The organism is Allobosea sp. FBZP-16 (assembly GCF_002831785.1).
Taxonomy (GTDB): Bacteria; Pseudomonadota; Alphaproteobacteria; order Rhizobiales; family Beijerinckiaceae; genus Allobosea; species Allobosea lupini.
The window spans coordinates 220,444-235,572 of the sequence record NZ_LNCQ01000032.1; the positions used below are offsets into that span (position 1 = coordinate 220,444).

Genomic DNA, 15,129 nt, shown 5'->3' on the forward strand with positions numbered 1-15,129 from the left:
TCACTCCGCCGCGACCGAGACGCCGGCCTGGGCCCGCTCGATTTCCAGTAGTGCGCGCCGGTACTCGACCGGCATGACCTTGACGAATTTGGGCAGGTAGTCCGCCCAGTTCTCCAGGATCGCCTGTGCCCGCGCCGACCCGGTGTATTTCAGGTGGTTGGCGATGAGCTGGTGCAGGCGCTCGGCGTCATAGCCGGACATGTTGGCCATGACGTCGATGCGGCCCTTGAACTCGAGGTCGCCGCCATGATGGTAGAGGCGCTGGGTCAGCTCCTCCTCCTCCGGCACCGGCTCGAGATCGACCATGGAGAGGTTGCAGCGCTTGGCGAAGCTCCTGTCCTCGTCGAGGACATAGGCGATGCCGCCCGACATGCCGGCCGCGAAGTTGCGCCCGGTCTGGCCGAGCACGACGACGACGCCGCCGGTCATGTATTCGCAGCCATGGTCGCCGGTGCCCTCGACCACCGCGATCGCGCCGGAATTGCGCACGGCGAAGCGCTCGCCGGCGACGCCGCGGAAGTAGCATTCGCCGGAGATCGCGCCGTAGAGCACGGTGTTGCCGACGATGATCGCCTCCTCGGCGAGCGCCTGCGACTTCGGATCAGGGCGGATAATCAGCTTGCCGCCCGACAGGCCCTTGCCGACATAGTCGTTGGCCTGGCCGGTGAGATCGAGCGTCACGCCGGACGCAACCCAGGCGCCGAAGCTCTGGCCAGCCGTGCCGGTCAGCTTCACCGTGATCGTGTCGTCCGGCAGGCCGAGCCCGCCATGGCGCTTGGCGATCTCGCCCGAGATCATCGCGCCGGTCGAGCGATCGACATTGCGGATGGTGCTCTCGATCACGACCGGAGCGCCGCTGTCGAGCGAGGCGCCGGCCTTGGCGATCAGCGTGCGGTCGAGCACCGACTCGATCGGGTGGTGCTGGCGCTCGACATTGCGGATGGCGACGCCTTTGCCCGGCTCCGGCTTGTGGAAGATGCGGGCGAAGTCGAGCCCCTTGGCCTTCCAGTGGTCGATGGCTTCCTTCTTGTCGAGCCAGTCGGAGCGGCCGACGAGCTCGTCGAAGCTCTTGACGCCCATCTCCGCCATGATTTCGCGCACGTCCTCGGCGAGGAAGAAGAAGAAGTTGATGACGTGCTCGGGCTGGCCCTTGAAGCGCTTGCGCAGCACCGGGTCCTGGGTGGCGACCCCGACCGGGCAGGTGTTGAGATGGCACTTGCGCATCATGATGCAGCCGGCTGCGATCAGCGGCGCCGTGGCGAAGCCGAACTCGTCGGCCCCGAGCAGCGCGCCGACGACGATGTCGCGGCCGGTGCGCAGGCCGCCGTCGACCTGGAGGGCGATGCGGCCGCGCAGCTTGTTCATCACCAGGATCTGGTGGGTCTCGGCGAGGCCGATCTCCCAGGGCGATCCCGCATGCTTGATCGAGGTCAGCGGCGAAGCGCCGGTGCCGCCCTCGTAGCCGGCGATGGTGATGTGGTCGGCGCGCGCCTTGGCGACGCCGGCGGCGACGGTGCCGACGCCGAGCTCGGAGACGAGCTTGACCGAGACGTCCGCCGCCGGGTTGACGTTCTTCAGGTCGAAGATCAGCTGGGCGAGATCCTCGATCGAATAGATGTCGTGGTGCGGCGGCGGCGAGATCAGGCCGACGCCCGGGGTCGAATGCCGGACCTTGGCGATGCGGGCATCGACCTTGTGGCCGGGCAATTGTCCGCCCTCGCCGGGCTTGGCGCCCTGCGAGACCTTGATCTGCATCATCTGCGAGTTGACGAGGTATTCGGTGGTGACGCCGAAGCGACCCGAAGCGACCTGCTTGATCGCCGAGCGCATCGAGCGCCCGTCCGGCAGCGGCTTGAAGCGCTCCGGCTCCTCGCCGCCCTCGCCGGTGTTCGACTTGCCGCCGATCGCGTTCATGGCGAGCGCCAGCGTCGAATGCGCCTCATGGCTGATCGAGCCGAAGGACATGGCGCCTGTGGAGAAGCGCTTGACGATCGAGGCTGCGCTCTCGACCTCGTCCAGCGGGATCGGCTTGCGGCCGAGCTCGTCGGCCATCTTGACGTGGAACAGGCCGCGAATGGTCGAGAGCTTCTCGCTCTGGTCGTTGACCAAGTCGGAATAGGCCTTGAACTTGTCGCGGGCGTTGCCGCGCACGGCGTGCTGGAGCAGCGCGATGTTCTCCGGCGTCCAGGCATGCGCCTCGCCGCGCAGGCGGAAGGCGTATTCGCCGCCGATGTCGAGCGCGTCGCGATAGATCGGCGAGCCGCCGAAGGCGTCGCGATGGCGGCGCACGCTCTCCTCGGCGATCTCGGCGAGACCGACGCCCTCGATCGAGGAGATGGTGCCGGTGAAGTACTTGTCGATGAACTCGGTGCGCAGGCCGACGGCGTCGAAGATCTGGGCGCCGCAATAGGACTGGTAGGTCGAGATGCCCATCTTGGACATGACCTTGAGCAGCCCCTTGCCGACCGACTTGATGAAGCGCTTGACCACCTCGTAGCGGTCGACCTCCGGCGGGAACTCGCCGGCCTCGAACAGCGCTTCGAGCGTCTCGAAGGCGAGATAGGGGTTGATCGCTTCGGCGCCGAAGCCCGCGAGCAGGGCGAAGTGGTGGATCTCGCGCGGTTCGCCGGATTCGATGACGAGGCCGACCGAGGTGCGCAGGCCCTTGCGGATCAGGTGATGATGGACCGCTGCCGTCGCCAGCAGCGCCGGGATCGGGATGCGGTCGGGCCCGACCTGGCGGTCGGAGAGGATGATGATGTTGTAGCCGCCATGGACGGCCGCTTCCGCGCGCTCGCACAGGCGCTCGATCGCGCCCTCCATGCCGGCCGCGCCCTCGCGGGTCGGATAGGTGATGTCGAGCGTCTTGGTGTCGAAGCGATCCTCGTAGTGACCGATGCAGCGGATCTTCTCGAGATCGTCATTGGTCAGGATCGGCTGGCGCACTTCCAGGCGCTTGCGGCGCGAGGTGCCTTCGAGGTCGAGGATGTTCGGCCGCGGGCCGATGAAGGAGAGGAGGCTCATCACGAGCTCCTCGCGGATCGGGTCGATCGCCGGGTTGGTGACCTGGGCGAAGTTCTGCTTGAAATAGGTGTAGAGCAGCTTCGACTTCGAGGAGAGCGCCGAGATCGGGGTGTCGGTCCCCATCGAGCCAACGGCTTCCTGGCCGGTCACCGCCATCGGCGCCATCAGGATCCTGGTGTCTTCCTGGGTGTAACCGAAGGATTGCTGGCGATCGAGCAAGGCGACGTCGGTGCGCGAGGCGCGTGCCTCGACCGGCGGCAGCTCTTCCAGCACGATCTGGGTGCGCTTCAGCCAGTCCTTGTAGGGGTTGGCGAGGCAGAGGGTACTCTTGATCTCGTCGTCGCCGATGATGCGGCCTTCCTCGAGATCGATCAGCAGCATCTTGCCGGGCTGGAGCCGCCACTTCTGGACGATCTTCTCCTCCGGGATCGGCAGCACGCCGAACTCCGAGGCGAGCACGACGAGGCCGTCGTCGGTGACGAGATAGCGGGCGGGGCGCAGGCCGTTGCGATCGAGCGTCGCGCCGATCTGGCGGCCGTCGGTGAAGGCGATCGCGGCCGGGCCGTCCCACGGCTCCATCAGGGCCGCATGGTATTCGTAGAAGGCGCGCCGGCTCTCATCCATCAGCGGGTTGCCGGCCCAGGCCTCGGGCACCAGCATCATCATGGCGTGGGCGAGCGAATAGCCGCCCTGGACCAGGAATTCGAGGGCGTTGTCGAAGCAGGCGGTGTCGGATTGGCCCTCATAGGAGATCGGCCAGAGCTTGGAGATGTCGGCGCCGAAGAGCTCGGAATCGACCGAGGCCTGGCGGGCCGCCATCCAGTTGACGTTGCCGCGCAGCGTGTTGATTTCGCCGTTATGGGCGACCATCCGGTAGGGGTGGGCGAGGCGCCAGGACGGGAAGGTGTTGGTGGCGAAGCGCTGGTGGACGAGGGCGAGCGCGCTCTCGAAGCGTGCGTCGGTCAGGTCCTTGAAGTAGGCGCCGAGCTGGGTGACCAGAACCATGCCCTTGTAGACGATGGTCCGGCAGGAGAAGGAGACCGGGTAATAGGTCGCGGTCGCCCGGTCATGGCGCTTGTAGACCTTGTTCGAGACCGACTTTCTGAGGACGTAGACCTGCCGCTCGAACTCGTCCTCGTCGGTGATCTCGGCCGGGCGGCCGACGAAAATCTGGCGATGGCAGGGCTCGGTCTCCTTGACGGCCTCGCCGAGATCGCTGTTGTCCACCGGCACGTCGCGCCAGCCGAGGAAGATCAGGCCTTCCTCCTCGACGGTCTGGGCGACGATCTCCTCGCAGACGGCGCGGTTGTCTGCCTCTTGCGGCATGAAGAACTGGCCGATGGCGTAGTGACCGGGCTCGGGCAGCTCGATGCCGATCCCCGCGCATTCTTCCTTGAAGAAGCGATGCGGGATCTGGGTGAGGATGCCGCAGCCATCGCCGAGCTTGGGATCGGCGCCGACCGCGCCGCGATGGTCGATGTTGTGCAGGATCTGCAGGCCCTGCGCGACGATCGCATGGCTCTTGCGGTTCTTCATGTCGGCTATGAAGCCGACGCCGCAGGAGTCCTTCTCATAGGACGGGTCATAAAGGCCCTGCCGGGCCGGCATGGCCGGGTCGCGCACCTCGGGGAAACGCTCGAAAGCGGCCGTCGTCGTGGTGGCAACTTTAGCAGTGGTGTTGGCCATCGCGCTCGCCTTCCTGCTCTCGCTCATCGTCGCCTCCGCCCGCCTTCGGTCCCGCAGCATCGGCTGGGGAGCCCGCCAAAGTCCACCGCCGCTCCGGCTTCCACCTTGCCGAGCAAGGATCGGGCCGGTCCGGGTTTATTCTCGGTTTGCGAAGGTTGCTTGCGCTGGTCTTGTCTTGCGCCCGCGTCCTCCGCAGGCGCCTCGGGCGTCAAGCCCTGCCGCGCCTGGTCACGCCGCCGTTTTGCGGGCGGCGCGCGTCGTACGGTTGGCTTTGGCTTTGTTTGCCGTACCTCCCGCCATCATCCGCTCCATCCGCCTGCGCCGGGGCCTCGGCGAGGCCCGCTTCGAAAATGGGACAGCATCGCTGTCCTATTGCCTTGACCTTGCCAGAATTCCAATCTGGGCACAAGCGCCGATTTCGCGTCGCGGCGACATTTTATTGCGACCTCCATCGCTGTCCGGACATTTTCACATCATGGTGGCTGGCTCGCCAAGCCGGAAGTTGTCGATCGCAGGGAATTGGGCCTGCCTGAGCCGCAGCCGGATTGGCCATCTGCTTCCGGTATGGTGGCCGCCTTTTCCCATCGGGCCTGCGCCTCAGGCAGATCGGAACGGGCTCCAGCATCGATTGCGCTGCGCCGGGCGGCTGCTTATCCCTCGAAACCTTGCAGCGGCCCGCCGGATATCTCCATGAACTTCATCAGCGACAATCTGGCCGGGGCGAGCGCGCCGGTGATGCAGGCAATGGCGGCGGCCAATGACGGCTTCGCCGCCGGCTACGGCAACGATGCCTGGACCAGGCGGGTCGAAGGGCTGTTCGCCGATTTGTTCGAGCGGGAGGTCGCGGTCTTTCTGGTCACGACCGGCACGGCGGCGAATTCCCTGGCGTTGGCGAGCCTGGTCCAGCCCTGGGGGGCGGTGCTCTGCCATCACGAGGCGCATATCGCCGCCGACGAATGCGGCGCGCCCGAATTCTTCACCGGCGGGGCCAAGATCGTCGGCTTGCCCGGCGATGGCTGCAAGCTCGCGCCGGAGGTCGTCATCGACCAGCTCGCGCGCCTGCGCGCGGGCGCCGTGCATCAGGTCCAGCCGCAGATGCTGTCGATCACGCAGGCGACCGAGTGCGGGCTTGTCTACAGTGCCAAGGAGATCGCGGCGCTGAAGCAGGCGGTCGCGCCGCGCGGGCTGAAGCTTCATATGGACGGCGCCCGCTTCGCCAATGCGGTCGCGGCGCTGGGTTGCGCGCCCGCCGAGATCACCTGGCGGGCTGGCGTCGACGTGCTGTCCTTCGGCGGCACCAAGAACGGCGCCTTCGCCGCCGAAGCCGTGATCGTCTTCGATCCGGCCGATGCGGATGAGATGCCGTGGCGACGCAAGCGCGCCGGGCACACGCTGTCCAAGGGCCGGTTGATCGGTGCGCAGTTCGAGGGTTTGCTCGCCAGCGGCCATTGGCTCGACCTTTCCCGCCATGCGAATGCGATGGCCAGGCGCCTGGCCGATGCCGTTGCGTCCGCCGGCAAGCTGCGGCTGGCTTGGGCCTGCGAGGCGAACGAGGTCTTTCTGGTCTTGCCGTCGCAGGCGCAGGTCGCGCTGGCGGCGCAGGGCGCGCAGTACATCGCCTGGTCGGATGGTGCGCTGCCCGCGGGACAGGCGCTCCAGCCTGGCGAGGTCGTCGGGCGCTTTGTCTGCTCGTTTGCGACTCGGATAGAGGAGGTCGACAGGCTCGCCGCTGTCCTCGCGACCGTCTAGACGCCGGAAAGAGCCTGTTTCCCAGCCGATTCACGCCGCAAGCGCGCCGCAATCCTTATCAAGAACTGAAGACTGCGAATTTCGTCTGACAGAGGACAGACCATGGCAGTTTTGGTTTCGCCCGCCGCGCCGCGCCGCTTGCGCCGTCGGATGGCTGGCCTTGCCGTCCTGGCCGTGATGGCCGGTGCGAGCGGCCCGGCCCTGGCACAGCTCGACGACTATGGCGGTGGCTACGCCCGTTACGGCTACGACTACGACGATGACTACGGCCCGCGCTACGACTATGCGCCGCGCCGGGCGGCTCCGATCCCGCCACGGGCCGTCGGACGGATCGCGGCGCAGGAATTCGGCCTGCGCGAGGTGCAGCGGACGGTGCGCACCGGCTCTGCCATCGTCATCGACGGCCTGGCGGCGAACGGGTCGCGGTTGCGGCTGATCATCGACCGCTTCAATGGCGAGCTGATCGACCGGATCGTGCTGCAGCCGCCGCCGCGGGTCGTCAGGCTCGATCCGCGCGAGGAGGAGCGTCCGGCGCAGAAGAAGCTGACGCCGCGCCCGCCCGAGCGACCGGCCGCGTTGAAGCCGGCGCAGCCGCCGGCCGAGGCGAACGCGCCGGCGACCGTCGCGCCGCCGTCACCGGCCGCGCCCAAATCTGAAGCGCCCGCGACGAAGCCGGTTGCGGTCCCCTCGGTCGCGCCGGCGGACATCGGCAAGCCGAAGCTGGTCAATCCCCAGGATGTCCGTGGGGCAGAGGGGCCCGATCGCCTGCCGCCGCTGGCACGGGCGCATCCGAGCGGCATTCCGACGCCTGACACGACCCTGCCGCCGGTGCAGATCGAGGAGATGAAGACGGCGCAGCCGAAGCCGGAGACGCCGATAGCGCCGGTCAATCCGAACTGAGGTGCTTCAACCATCGACGCTGATGGCAAAAAAGCCTCCCCGGTTTCCCGGGGAGGCTCTCGCGTCTCAGATCTGTGGTGATTGCGCGCCGATATCGGTTACGCGGCCTTCCTGGCCTCGATCACCTTGGGGGTGCTGCCGCCGATCGGGATCAGGCGCGGCTTCTTGGCCTCGGGGATCTCGCGGACGAGGTCGATATGGAGCAGCCCGTTCTCGAGGCTGGCGCCGGTGACCTGGACATAGTCGGCGAGCTGGAAGCGACGCTCGAAGGCGCGGGCCGCGATGCCCTGATGCAGGACTTCGCGCTTCTCGGCATCCTCGGCGGCTTTCTTCTCGCCGCGAACGGTCAGCGCGTTCTCCTTGCTCTCGATCGAGAGGTCGGCCTCACCGAAACCGGCGACCGCGATCGAGATGCGATAGGCGTTCTCGGAGATGCGCTCGATGTTGTAGGGGGGATAGCTCGGCGCATTCTCGACGCTGGTGGCCTGGTCGAGCAGCGAGAACAGGCGGTCGAAGCCGACGGTCGAGCGATAGAGCGGGGAAAGGTCGTAAGAACGCATGATTGTCCTCCAAAGGAAGCGACATTCGGGTCAGCCCGCCTCCTCATGAGCGCGGGCCGGGTTTGGTCTCGCGCAGCCGCTTGACGGCCTGCGCAGCAATGATCTGGGTGGCGGTTTCGGCTTTTCAAGAGCTCTACCGCAGTGAGAAATCGCCTCAAGGAAGCGGGCTCGCGCGCAAAATGCCTGTCGTGTCGGCGCTGCGCTTCGCTGTGGCCGGAATGACGGACCGATACCGGAGGGCAACGGAATTTTACCGCGATGACGCTATAACAGCAGGGTGACTCCGGAGCGCCGATGACGCAGGCCGAATTCTTCCATCAGCCGGACTACCCGGTGCCCGGCCACGGCAAGGTCTGGTTTGGCGAGACCGCCGACAAAGCGCGCCTGCGCCTGGCGAGCTGGCGCCCGAGCGTGCGGCGGGAGAGGGGCACCGTCCTGGTCGTGCAGGGCCGAGCCGAGTTCATCGAGCGCTACAGCGAGACGATCGCCGAGCTGCGCCGGCGCGGCTTTCATGTCCTGACCTTCGACTGGCGCGGGCAAGGCGGTTCGCAACGCTTCACAGGCCGGCAGCGCAAGGGGCATGTCGGCCGGTTGGTGCATTACGAGCGCGATCTGGCGCTGGTCGTGGCGCAGATGCAGGAGCGCCTGCCACCCCCCTATTTCGTCCTTGCGCACTCGATGGGCGCGGCACTCTGCCTCGACGCCGCCCGGCACGAGGCGCTGCCGGTGGAGCGGTTGGTCGCGATCGCGCCGATGCTCGGCATCGCCATGATCGAGAATCCGCGCGGCGCGCGCTGGCTGGCGCGGGTGCTGTACTGGCTCGGCTTCGGCAAGGCCTTCGTGCCCGGTGGCGGCGACACCGCGATCGGCACCAAACCGTTCGAGGGCAACCGGCTGAGTTCGGACCCCGTCCGCTATGCCCGCAACGCTGCCTTGTCGGCCGCGGCGCGCGATCTTGCGATCGGCGACCCCAGCGTCGGCTGGATCTACGCCGCCTTCCAGTTGATGGGCCGGCTGGCGCAGCCGCGCGCGCCGCTCGAGGTCAGGGTGCCGACGCTGGTCGTCGCCGCCGGGCGCGATCCCGTGGTCTCGACGCCCGCGATCGAGCGCTTTGCGGCGAGGCTCAAGACGGGTTCCGCTCTGGTGCTGCCGACGGCGCGCCACGAGATCCTGATGGAGACCGACGCGATCCGGGCGCAGTTCTGGGCAGCCTTCGACGCCTTCGTCCCCGGCGAGGAATTGCCGGTCGAGACGCCAGCCCCGACGTCAGCCGTTCAGGAGGGCGAGAGCGGCCTGGTGCAAGGCCTTGTTGCCAGCGGCGAGGATGGTGCCGCCCTGGGCGGCGCTGCCACCGTCCCATGAGGTGACGATGCCGCCGGCGCCCTCGATGATCGGGATCAGCGCGACGATGTCATAAGGCTTCAGCCCGCTTTCGATGACGAGATCGACATGGCCGGCGGCGAGCATGCAATAGGCGTAGCAGTCGCAGCCATAGCGCGCCATGCGGACGGCGCTTTCGACCCGGTCGTAAGCGGCTTTCTGCCCGTCGACGAAGAGGTGCGGGCTCGTGGTCATCAACGTCGCCTCGGCGAGATTCGTCAGCTGCCGAGTATGAAGTTCGCGCGGTCCGTTCGGCCCTTCATAGCGCGCCATGCGGCCGTCGCCTGAGAAGCGCTCGCCGGTGAAGGGTTGGTTCATCATGCCGTAGACCGGCACGCCCTTGCGGGTCAGGCCGATCAGCGTGCCCCAGACCGGGATGCCGGAGATGAAGGCGCGGGTGCCGTCGATCGGGTCGAGCACCCAGACGTAGTCCGCGTCGGCATTCTCGGCGCCGAATTCCTCGCCGAGGATGCCATGGGCCGGGAAGGTGCGCTTGATCAGGTTGCGCATCACGTCTTCGCCGGCGCGATCGCCCTCGGTCACGGGATCGAAGATGCCGCCGCCGGATTTGTCCTCGGTGGTATGCCGGGCGCGGAAGAAGGGCAGGATCGCCTGGCCCGACAGAGTCGCCAGCCGGGAGACGAATTCCGTGAAATCGACCGCGCTCATCAGGGTTCCTTCGGCTCGACCGGCCTGCCGCCTTCATGCTGTGCGGCGCACGGGATGACAAGCGCCGTCCCGGTCGAGGTCGATCAGGTCAGGACAGTTCAGTTTCAGCCGATCCCGCGAAATCGGACAGTTCATGACGATTGTACGGCTCGTCATGCATTTTCTGCATGTCGATATCTGCGTTTCGGCTTGCGTTTTTGCAGCGCAATGCGCTATTGTGCACTGCGAAGGGGAGATGACCTCAAACCTTCGTTGCCCTCCTTGGGCGTTTCCTCCCTAGACTTCGGGCCGCCACGAAAGTGCGCGGCCCTTTTTCTTTGTCCTCAAGGGATTGGCCGAGGATGCAGGCCTACTCCGCGGCCTGGCGCCAGTCGTCGCTCCAGCCGCTCCAGCGCGCGAAGCATTCGGCCATGGCGGCGCTGATCACCTGCTGGAGCGCCGCAAAGCCGCTGCTCGGCTCGAGTGTCGCCTCGTTCATGTAGAGGCCGCGGCTGACCTCGATCTGCAGGGCATGCACGCCGGAGCCGGGCGCTCCGTAATGCTCGGTGATGAAGCCGCCGGCATAGGGGCGGTTGCGGGTCACGGTGAGCCCGGCGCGCGCGAATGCCTGTTCCGCCGCATCGACGACGAAGCTGGCGGCGCTGGTGCCGAAGCGGTCGCCAAGGATGATGTCGCCCTTGGCGGTGCCGTCGCGGTCGAGCCCGGCCGAGGGCATGGAGTGGGCGTCGACCAGGATGCAGCTGCCGAAGCTGGCTTGCGTACGATTCACCAGATGGCGCAGGCCGGCATGATAAGGCCGGTAGAGCGCCTCGATACGGCTGAGCGCATTCTCGACGGGAATGCGGCCGGAATAGATCTCATAGGATTCGCCGACGATGCGCGGGATCGTGCCGAGTCCGCCGGCGACGCGCAGCGAGCGGGTGTTGGCGAAGCCGGGCAGCCGGCCCTCGAACATGCGCGGATCAAGCTCATAGGGCTCGCGGTTGGCGTCTAGAAAGGCGCGCGGGAACTCGGCGACGAGCAGGGGCGCGCCGAGCGCGACCGCATGGGAGAAGAGCAGGTCGACATAGGCGTCCTCCGAGCGGCGCAGCGCCCGCAGCGGCAGGCGCGAGCCCTCGACGAAGGCGCGCGGATAGCACCGCCCGGCATGGGGCACGTCGACGATGACGGGGACGACCTGCAGCGCGGGCTGATGGAGCGTGAACGGCCGCTCGATCTCGGCGATCACGTCGTCCGGGCGGGGAAAGGAGAATCCGGCTGGCAGCGTCATGTCGACGAACTCAAGCACAAAGCTGCCGCCGATTGAAGGGCCTGACCTTTCGTCATCTGGCGAGCCAGCCTTCACTGGTTGTTTACCGTAATGTCGCCAAATAGAACTGGCTGATCCATCCGGATGTGTGCGAGCGACGAGTTCGCCTCACGCCGGGCTGGACCGGCAACACCCGGAATGGCAGGGACGGCCACCCGGTACGAAGGACGACGAACGAGCGAATCGGCTTCCGGCCAATAAGGCAGGGCGGCGTGGGCTCGGTGCAACATCGCGGACGAAGCAAGGCGCCATGACCAAGATCCTCCTGGCCGAAGACGACAACGACATGCGCCGCTTCCTGGTGAAGGCGCTGCAGAATGCAGGCTATGACGTCGCCTCGTTCGACAACGGGCTATCGGCCTATAACCGGCTGCGCGAGGAGCCGTTCGAACTGCTCCTGACCGACATCGTCATGCCCGAGATGGACGGAATCGAGCTGGCGCGCCGCGCCACCGAGCTCGATCCCGACATCAAGGTGATGTTCATCACCGGTTTCGCGGCGGTGGCGCTCAACCCCGATTCGCAGACGCCGAAGGATGCCAAGGTGCTGTCGAAGCCCTTCCACCTGCGCGAGCTGGTCAACGAGGTCGAGAAGCTGCTGGCGGCGTGAGGGCCGGGCAGGGGCCGAGCAAGAGCTTCTTGCAAAGAAGCCGACGAAGCGCCTTGCAAGGTGCGCAGGTGTCCGCTATAGCCCCTCCACCTCGCAGCGATATCGCCCTCGGGCCGGTGTCGTTCCGGACGCTTTCGGGCGAAACGGGCGCGTAGCTCAGCGGGAGAGCACTACGTTGACATCGTAGGGGTCACAGGTTCGATCCCTGTCGCGCCCACCATTTTCTCCTTGGATCCAAGGACAGACGGCCGCCCGACAGGGCGGCCGTTTTGCTTTGGCCGGTCAGTCCGCTCGGGACGCGATCCCTTTGCGGCTTTCATCGGTGAGCCAGTCGCGGAAGGCCAGCATGGCCGGTGTGAGCGAGCGCGATTGCAGCCAGGTCAGCCAGTAGCTGCCGAGCGAGACCTCGATCGGAAAAGGGCGGAGCAGCCTGCCATCGTCGAAATAGCGCGAGAACAGCAGAGCCGGCACCAGTGCGACGCCTTCGCCGGCCGCAGCGACCTCGGCAAGGGCGATCGAGCTGTCGAAGACCGGTCCGCGGGCCTGCAAGGGCTCGATGCCGGCCGCCTCGCTCCACAGCGTCCACTCATCGGCGCGATAGGAGCGCAGCAGGGCATGGTCGGCGAGATCGACCGGCTGGTGCAGCGTTTCGGTCAGCACCGGGGCGCAGACCGGCGTCATCGGCGCCTCGAACAGGCGCAGAGCCGCCGTGCCGTGCCAGGCGCCGCCGCCGAAGCGCAAGGCGTAGTCCAGCCCTTCGGCTGCGAGGTCGACGCGGTTGTTGTTGGTCGTGAGGCGCAGGTCGATCTCCGGATGAGCCTGGCGGAAGCCGGCCAAGCGCGGCAGCAGCCAGCCGAGCGCGAAGGTGCCGACCGCGCCGACATTCAGGACCTCGACCGGCCTGCCGGTCTCGAAGCGCTCGAGCAGCCCGGCGATGCGGTCGAAGCTCTCACGCAGCGTCGGCAACAGGCTGCGGCCTTCATCTGTCAGGGCAAGGCCGCGCGGCAGGCGGCGGAAGAGCTCGACGCCGAGCCTCTCCTCCAGTCCCTTCACCTGATGGCTGATCGCGGCCTGGGTGACGCAGAGCTCGATCGCGGCCTTGGTGAAGCTGAGATGGCGGGCCGAAGCCTCGAAGGCGCGCAGGGCGTTCAAGGGGAGATGCGGGCGCAGCATGACAAGGCCTTAGGAAATCTAATGGCTCCGTAGAGATATCATCGTTTGCGATTGGGCAAGCTTGCGGCGAGAACGGCGGTGGGCACTGCCCCGCTGCCTCGAACGCGGCGTCCTCCCCAAAACCCATCTCTGCCTGACGCGCCAGCATTCCGCTCGGGCGCGACGGCTCGCGCATGGAGACAACCGATGATCCGACGCCGAGAGCTGCTGATCGGCTCCCTGACGGCCGCTCCTATGCTGGGCTGCCTGCCCGGTCTGGCGCAAGAGCGCGAAGACAAGCTGCGCGAGGGCCTGTTCGCGCTCGACCGCAAGCATGGCGGGCGCCTCGGCGTCGCCATTCTCGACAGCGGCAACGGCCGCATCGTCGCCCATCGCGGCGAAGAGCGCTTCGCCATGTGCAGTACGTTCAAGTTCGTGGCCGCGGCCTGCGTGCTGGCGCGGGTCGATCGCGGCGAAGAGGAGCTCGAGCGGCGCGTGAGCTACAGCAAGGCCGATCTCGTCACCTATTCGCCGGTGACCGAGAAACATGTCAAAAAGGGCCTCACGCTCGCCGAGATCTGCGATGCGGCGGTGACGCTGAGCGACAACACCGCCGGCAACCTGCTGCTCGATTCCTTCGGTGGCCCGAAGGGGTTGACCGCCTATATGCGTTCGCTGGGCGACGACGCCTCGCGGCTTGACCGGCGCGAGCCGGACCTCAACGAGGCCAGAACCGGCGATCCGCGCGATACGACGACGCCGGTCGCCATGGCCGGCGTGCTACGCCAGACCGTTCTCGGAGGGGCATTGTCGCCGGCCTCGCGGCAGCAATTGACGACCTGGCTGGTCGCCAACAAGACCGGCGACAAGCGCCTGCGAGCCGGTGTGCCGAAGGGCTGGCGCATCGGCGACAAGACCGGAACCGGCAACAACAACGCCACCAACGACATCGGGGTGATCTGGCCGCCCGGCCGAGCACCGCTGGTCGTCACGGCCTATTATGCGGAAGCGTCTGCAGCATTCCCCGAGCGCGAAGCCGTGCTGGCGGAAGTCGGGCGGCTCGCCTCCTCGCTCTAAAAAAGCAGGAAAAGCTTCCGAAACAGGCGCTCGTCGCAGGCCGTCCCTGAAAGCTAGCGTCAAAGCGCTGCTTTCATGGCATGATCTCCGCGAATCCCGCACGGCCTGGAGGATCTGACGATGCGTGCGACATGGCTCATCGCTTTGGTGCTGGCAGCCGCGCTCGGCGGCTGCATGACGGCGGCCGAGCAGCGCAGCGCGGATGAAGCGCGCTGCCGCTCCTATGGGTTCAAGCCGGGTGCGGAGGGCTTCGCCAATTGCCTGATGGAGGTCGATCTCGATCGCTCGGCCTCGCGCCGGGCGCGCCTGGAGGCCTCCGGCTTCTATGGCCCGTATTGGGGGCCGTGGCCCTATCGGCGCTGGTGACGCTTTATTCTGCGTCGGCCTGACGGTCGGGCGTCGCATCGCGGAAGGCGGCAAGCTCCATCGCAGCCGCCTCCGCCCGCAGCAGGCGCGGGAATTGGGCGACATCGACGTTGAAGCGCCGGGCATTGCCGAGCTGCGGCACCAGGCAGATGTCGGCGATGCCGGGGCCATCGCCGAAGCAGAACGGGCCGGGAGTGTTCGCCACGAGCTGTTCGCAGGCCGACAAACCGTCGACATTGACGCTTGCCGCCCAGGCCAGGGCGCTATCGCCATCATGGCCGAGCTCGCGCAGGCGGTTGAGCACCTTGAGATTCTGCACCGGATGGATGTCGCAGGCGATCGCCTGGGCGAAGGCGCGGACCTTGGCCCGCGCGACCGAATCCTTCGGCAACAATGCGGGCTCGGGATGCGTCTCCTCGAGCCATTCGATGATGGCGAGCGATTGGGTCAGCGCCGTGCCGTCGTCGAGTTCCAGGGTCGGCACCAGCCCCTGCGGGTTGAGGGCGAGATAGGCAGGGTCGCGCTGCTCGCCATGGCGCAGATGGTGCGAGACGTGCTCGACGTCGAGGCGCTTGAGATTGAGCGCGATCCGCACGCGCCACGCGGCCGAACTGCGGAAATAGCCATGCAGCTTCATGACGCCGCCT

General features: G+C 67.0%; 12 protein-coding genes and 1 tRNA gene. 7 read left to right on the plus strand and 6 right to left on the minus strand.

What is annotated here, in order from left to right; genetic code table 11:
* The gene (gene gltB, locus CXY91_RS17715) at window positions 1–4,737 is read right to left on the minus strand and encodes a glutamate synthase large subunit (RefSeq protein WP_100962559.1); all 4,737 of its coding nucleotides are present in this window, start codon (window positions 4,735–4,737) and stop codon (window positions 1–3) included.
* A gap of 663 nt (window positions 4,738–5,400) precedes the next feature.
* Here gltB and CXY91_RS17720 point away from each other — a divergent pair.
* Together CXY91_RS17720 and CXY91_RS17725 are read left to right on the plus strand one after the other, a co-directional pair.
* The gene (locus CXY91_RS17720; protein WP_100962560.1) at window positions 5,401–6,459 is read left to right on the plus strand and encodes a threonine aldolase family protein; all 1,059 of its coding nucleotides are present in this window, start codon (window positions 5,401–5,403) and stop codon (window positions 6,457–6,459) included.
* A gap of 102 nt (window positions 6,460–6,561) precedes the next feature.
* Entirely contained in the window at window positions 6,562–7,359 is a 798-nt protein-coding gene (locus CXY91_RS17725; protein ID WP_158673461.1) for a hypothetical protein, read from the plus strand.
* A gap of 98 nt (window positions 7,360–7,457) precedes the next feature.
* Here the strand turns inward: CXY91_RS17725 and CXY91_RS17730 are convergent, their stop codons facing one another.
* Complete coding sequence (locus CXY91_RS17730) at window positions 7,458–7,919, minus strand: Hsp20 family protein (protein WP_091838111.1); 462 nt, start codon at window positions 7,917–7,919, stop codon at window positions 7,458–7,460.
* A 294-nt stretch (window positions 7,920–8,213) separates the two neighbouring features.
* Between CXY91_RS17730 and CXY91_RS17735 the strand changes: the two genes are divergently transcribed.
* Complete coding sequence (locus CXY91_RS17735) at window positions 8,214–9,281, plus strand: alpha/beta fold hydrolase (protein WP_100962562.1); 1,068 nt, start codon at window positions 8,214–8,216, stop codon at window positions 9,279–9,281.
* Here the strand turns inward: CXY91_RS17735 and hisN are convergent.
* On the minus strand, window positions 9,186–9,968 hold the full coding sequence (hisN, locus tag CXY91_RS17740) for a histidinol-phosphatase (RefSeq protein WP_100962563.1): 783 nt from the start codon (window positions 9,966–9,968) through the stop codon (window positions 9,186–9,188). The two genes, CXY91_RS17735 and hisN, sit on opposite strands and share 96 nt — an antisense overlap.
* 349 nt (window positions 9,969–10,317) lie before the next feature.
* Window positions 10,318–11,238: an N-formylglutamate amidohydrolase gene (locus CXY91_RS17745; protein WP_100962747.1), complete on the minus strand. Its 921-nt coding sequence runs from the start codon at window positions 11,236–11,238 to the stop codon at window positions 10,318–10,320.
* A gap of 289 nt (window positions 11,239–11,527) precedes the next feature.
* Between CXY91_RS17745 and cpdR the strand changes: the two genes are divergently transcribed.
* Complete coding sequence (gene cpdR, locus CXY91_RS17750) at window positions 11,528–11,887, plus strand: cell cycle two-component system response regulator CpdR (RefSeq protein ID WP_038363805.1); 360 nt, start codon at window positions 11,528–11,530, stop codon at window positions 11,885–11,887.
* Window positions 11,888–12,032: 145 nt separating this feature from the next.
* Window positions 12,033–12,107, plus strand: a tRNA-Val gene (locus CXY91_RS17755).
* 62 nt (window positions 12,108–12,169) lie between these two features.
* On the opposite strand, the gene CXY91_RS17760 is transcribed toward CXY91_RS17755, so the two are convergent.
* Window positions 12,170–13,060: a LysR family transcriptional regulator gene (locus CXY91_RS17760; RefSeq protein ID WP_100962564.1), complete on the minus strand. Its 891-nt coding sequence runs from the start codon at window positions 13,058–13,060 to the stop codon at window positions 12,170–12,172.
* A 186-nt stretch (window positions 13,061–13,246) separates the two neighbouring features.
* On the opposite strand from CXY91_RS17760, the gene bla reads away from it, so the two are divergent.
* Window positions 13,247–14,116, plus strand: a complete 870-nt coding sequence (gene bla, locus CXY91_RS17765) for a class A beta-lactamase (protein WP_100962565.1) — start codon at window positions 13,247–13,249, stop codon at window positions 14,114–14,116.
* 114 nt (window positions 14,117–14,230) lie between these two features.
* Window positions 14,231–14,482, plus strand: a complete 252-nt coding sequence (locus CXY91_RS17770) for a hypothetical protein (protein ID WP_465246877.1) — start codon at window positions 14,231–14,233, stop codon at window positions 14,480–14,482.
* A gap of 4 nt (window positions 14,483–14,486) precedes the next feature.
* Here CXY91_RS17770 and maiA read toward each other — a convergent pair whose 3' ends face one another.
* Window positions 14,487–15,119, minus strand: coding sequence for a maleylacetoacetate isomerase (maiA, locus tag CXY91_RS17775; RefSeq protein WP_100962567.1), 633 nt, complete (start codon window positions 15,117–15,119; stop codon window positions 14,487–14,489).
* Window positions 15,120–15,129: the final 10 nt, after the last annotated feature.